3 protein-coding genes are annotated in these 3161 nt (G+C 34.4%); all 3 read right to left on the minus strand.

Features of this window, described 5'->3' with window-relative positions; all coding sequences use genetic code 11:
* Positions 1-503 precede the first annotated feature (503 nt).
* The 3 genes from ABFR62_13850 to ABFR62_13860 all read right to left on the minus strand — a co-directional run bounded on the left by ABFR62_13850 (position 504) and on the right by ABFR62_13860 (position 2864).
* Positions 504-695: a cold shock domain-containing protein gene (locus ABFR62_13850; protein ID MEN8139502.1), complete on the minus strand. Its 192-nt coding sequence runs from the start codon at positions 693-695 to the stop codon at positions 504-506.
* A 219-nt stretch (positions 696-914) separates the two neighbouring features.
* Entirely contained in the window at positions 915-1847 is a 933-nt protein-coding gene (locus ABFR62_13855) for a peptidylprolyl isomerase (protein MEN8139503.1), read from the minus strand.
* Positions 1848-1874: 27 nt separating this feature from the next.
* Positions 1875-2864, minus strand: coding sequence for a peptidylprolyl isomerase (locus ABFR62_13860; GenBank protein ID MEN8139504.1), 990 nt, complete (start codon positions 2862-2864; stop codon positions 1875-1877).
* Positions 2865-3161 lie beyond the last annotated feature (297 nt).

Below are 3161 nucleotides of genomic sequence, written 5' to 3' on the forward strand. Positions count from 1 at the left end.
TTCCTCACTCTCAACCGTTGCCAGCTTTCTTTCTCCATGCTATGTTTCGCAAAAAAGCGAAACGCAATTATTCACATTAATAATTTTATATTTAGGAGTCCATGAATGTAAACATTTCCGAAAAAGCTACAACTATCACTGTCGGAAGCACAGGGACATTCTGCTATACGAAGAAGATTATGGATAGATGACGAAGACTATTCAATTATTTTGGCATGCAGACACTATTAATTTAACTATTTCCTAACTTAGTATTTCATTACGTAATAATGCTTCCACTTAATAGTTTAATGCAAAAATTAAAGACTTTAGAAGACAGTTTAGAGGAGTGAAAGATATTCCTTTTTTATTGTTCAGACTATGTATACTTTATGCATAATTTTTCACCCTCCCCAGAAAATGGACTTGATCCATCACTATTAAACTACTCCATTTTATCACAAAAAAAAAGTCTAAACACCGAAATGTTTAGACTTCATAATAACTTAAAAGTACTTAATAAATTAAGCTAATTTAACGTCAATTGCGTTAAGACCTTTTCTTCCTTCTTTTAGATCGAAAGTAACATCGTCACCTTCATTTACTTCGTCTACTAATCCAGAAATATGTACAAAATACTCTTGATTGTCCTCGTTGTCTGTAATGAATCCAAATCCTTTTGAATCATTAAAAAATTTTACTTTACCTGTTTTCATAATGATGCAAAAGTATGTAAAAACATCTAACTAACTAGCAAAATATGCATTTCATTTTCACAAACATGACTTCTTTATATTTAACATGGACAAACGCAAATGCAAACACACTAACTATCAATACTTTATGACAAAAACATTCGTTAATGCAAATATCTTTAAAACTAAAAAAGTGGGCAAATTGCCCACTTTTTTAGTATATATAAGTATAATTAATTCCTATTTTACAGAAACTAATTCTACTTCAAACTTCAATACAGCATTTGGAGGAATAACACCACCGGCTCCTGCTGCTCCATATGCCAAGTCAGATGGAATTACAAGAGTAGCTTTAGTTCCCTGATTCATAATCATAATACCTTCATCCCATCCCGGAATTACCTGTCCTACTCCAACTGCAAAATCAATTGGTTGATTACGACTATAAGAAGAATCGAAAACACTTCCGTCGAGCAACATTCCTTTATAATGAACACTTACAGTTTGTCCTTTTGCAGGTTTCGCACCGTTTCCTTCTTTTTCTATTTTATAGAATAAACCAGACTCTGTTTGAGTAAATCCTGCAACGTGTTCTTTCAGAAGGGCAGCTTGCTCAGCTTTAGCTTTAGCTTCTCTTTCATTTTTTAACTCCTCCTGCTTTGCAAACATTGCCGCAGCATCAAAAGCTTCGGCAGCAGCACCAACACGGATAATTTCTACTTTATCCATTTTATCGTCCTGCTCAATTGCATTTACAGTTTCCATTCCTTCTACTACATTTCCAAAAACGGTGTGTTTACCATCTAACCATGCTGTTTCAACATGAGTAATAAAGAATTGAGATCCATTTGTTCCCGGTCCGGCGTTAGCCATAGACAAAATACCAGGACCTGTATGTTTAAGATCAGGATGTATTTCATCATCAAAATTATATCCGGGACCGCTTGTTCCTGTTCCTAAAGGACAACCTCCCTGAATCATGAAATCAGCAATTACGCGGTGAAATTTCAATCCGTCGTAATAAGCCTCTCCTTCTCCTTTTTGATTGTTTTTGATTTTCCCCTCAGCCAAACCAACAAAGTTTGCAACTGTAACAGGAGCTTTTTCAAACTCTAAATTCACTAAAATCTCACCTTTCGTAGTGTGAAATTTTGCATATAATCCGTCTTGCATCTTATTAAATTTTGCGCAAAAATAAGCTTATTTTTTGTCTTTTACTATTTCAACCAACTCAACATCAAAAACTAAGTTAGAATTAGCAGGAATAACATCTTTTATCTCTCTTTTTCCATATGCTAAATAAGAAGGAATAACAAAAGTAGCCTTATCTCCTTCGTTCAGTTTAAGAATACCTTCGTCCCATCCCGGAATAACTCTACCAACTCCAACAGGAAATGCGATAGGATTTTTCCCGTAAGAAGAATCAAACACCTTCCCACTTATTAGCATACCTTTATAATCAACTTTTACTGTTTGACCGGCAACAGGTTTTCTTCCGTTACCCTCCTTAGTTTTTATTATAACCAATCCTGTTTCGGTTTTCTCCACATCAATAGCATTAACACTTAAGGAATCAACCAAGTTTTTCATCAGTTCCTCCTGCTCTTTCATCGCCTTTTGCTGAGCCTCTTTTATAGCTTTTAATTTCTCTCCAAAAACCTTTGGTGCATCAAAGCTCTCAGCATCAGAACCTACTCTGATAATAGTAACAGTATTAAGCATATCATCTTGCTGTATTGAATCTACAACATTCATACCTTCTACAACTTTTCCAAACACAGTATGACGTCCATCCAACCAGGGAGTGGCTTTATGAGTTATAAAAAACTGACTCCCGTTAGTATTAGGACCTGAATTTGCCATTGATAATACCCCCGGACCATCATGTTTCAAAGAATCTACTAACTCATCATCAAACATGTATCCCGGACCTCCCTGTCCTGTTCCCATTGGATCGCCACCCTGAATCATGAAATCGGCAATTACCCTGTGAAATTTTAAACTGTCATAAAATGGTGTTCCAACGGGTTTTACTTCATTTTCCATTGTACCTTCAGCCAGAGCAACAAAATTGGCAACAGTCATAGGAGTTTCTTTATAATTTAATTTCAACAAAATTTCGCCTTTATCAGTTGAAATGCCGGCATAAATTCCATCTTTTAAATCTCCATTGCTTTTACATGATTGCATGCCTGCAGCAAATATTACTGCGGATAATAAAACAATAATCTTTTTCATAAATTTTTAGTTTAACTTTTTATTATTTATGACCTTTAGGTCTGCTATCGGAAAACCTTTAATTGAACTTACATAAAGTACAATTTTAATTATTCAGGTTACTTCCTGTCAATTATTAATTATTTGTGACTATTCTTTAATTACTTCTTTGTTAACTACTTCCGTAGTATCTATTTTTTCACCCTTATTCCCTATTGTATCTATTACTTCTTCTTTTTTAACAGGAACTTCTTTTACTTCTTCTTCTTT

The sequence above is a fragment of the Bacteroidota bacterium genome (assembly GCA_039714315.1).
GTDB lineage: Bacteria > Bacteroidota > Bacteroidia > Flavobacteriales > JADGDT01 > JADGDT01.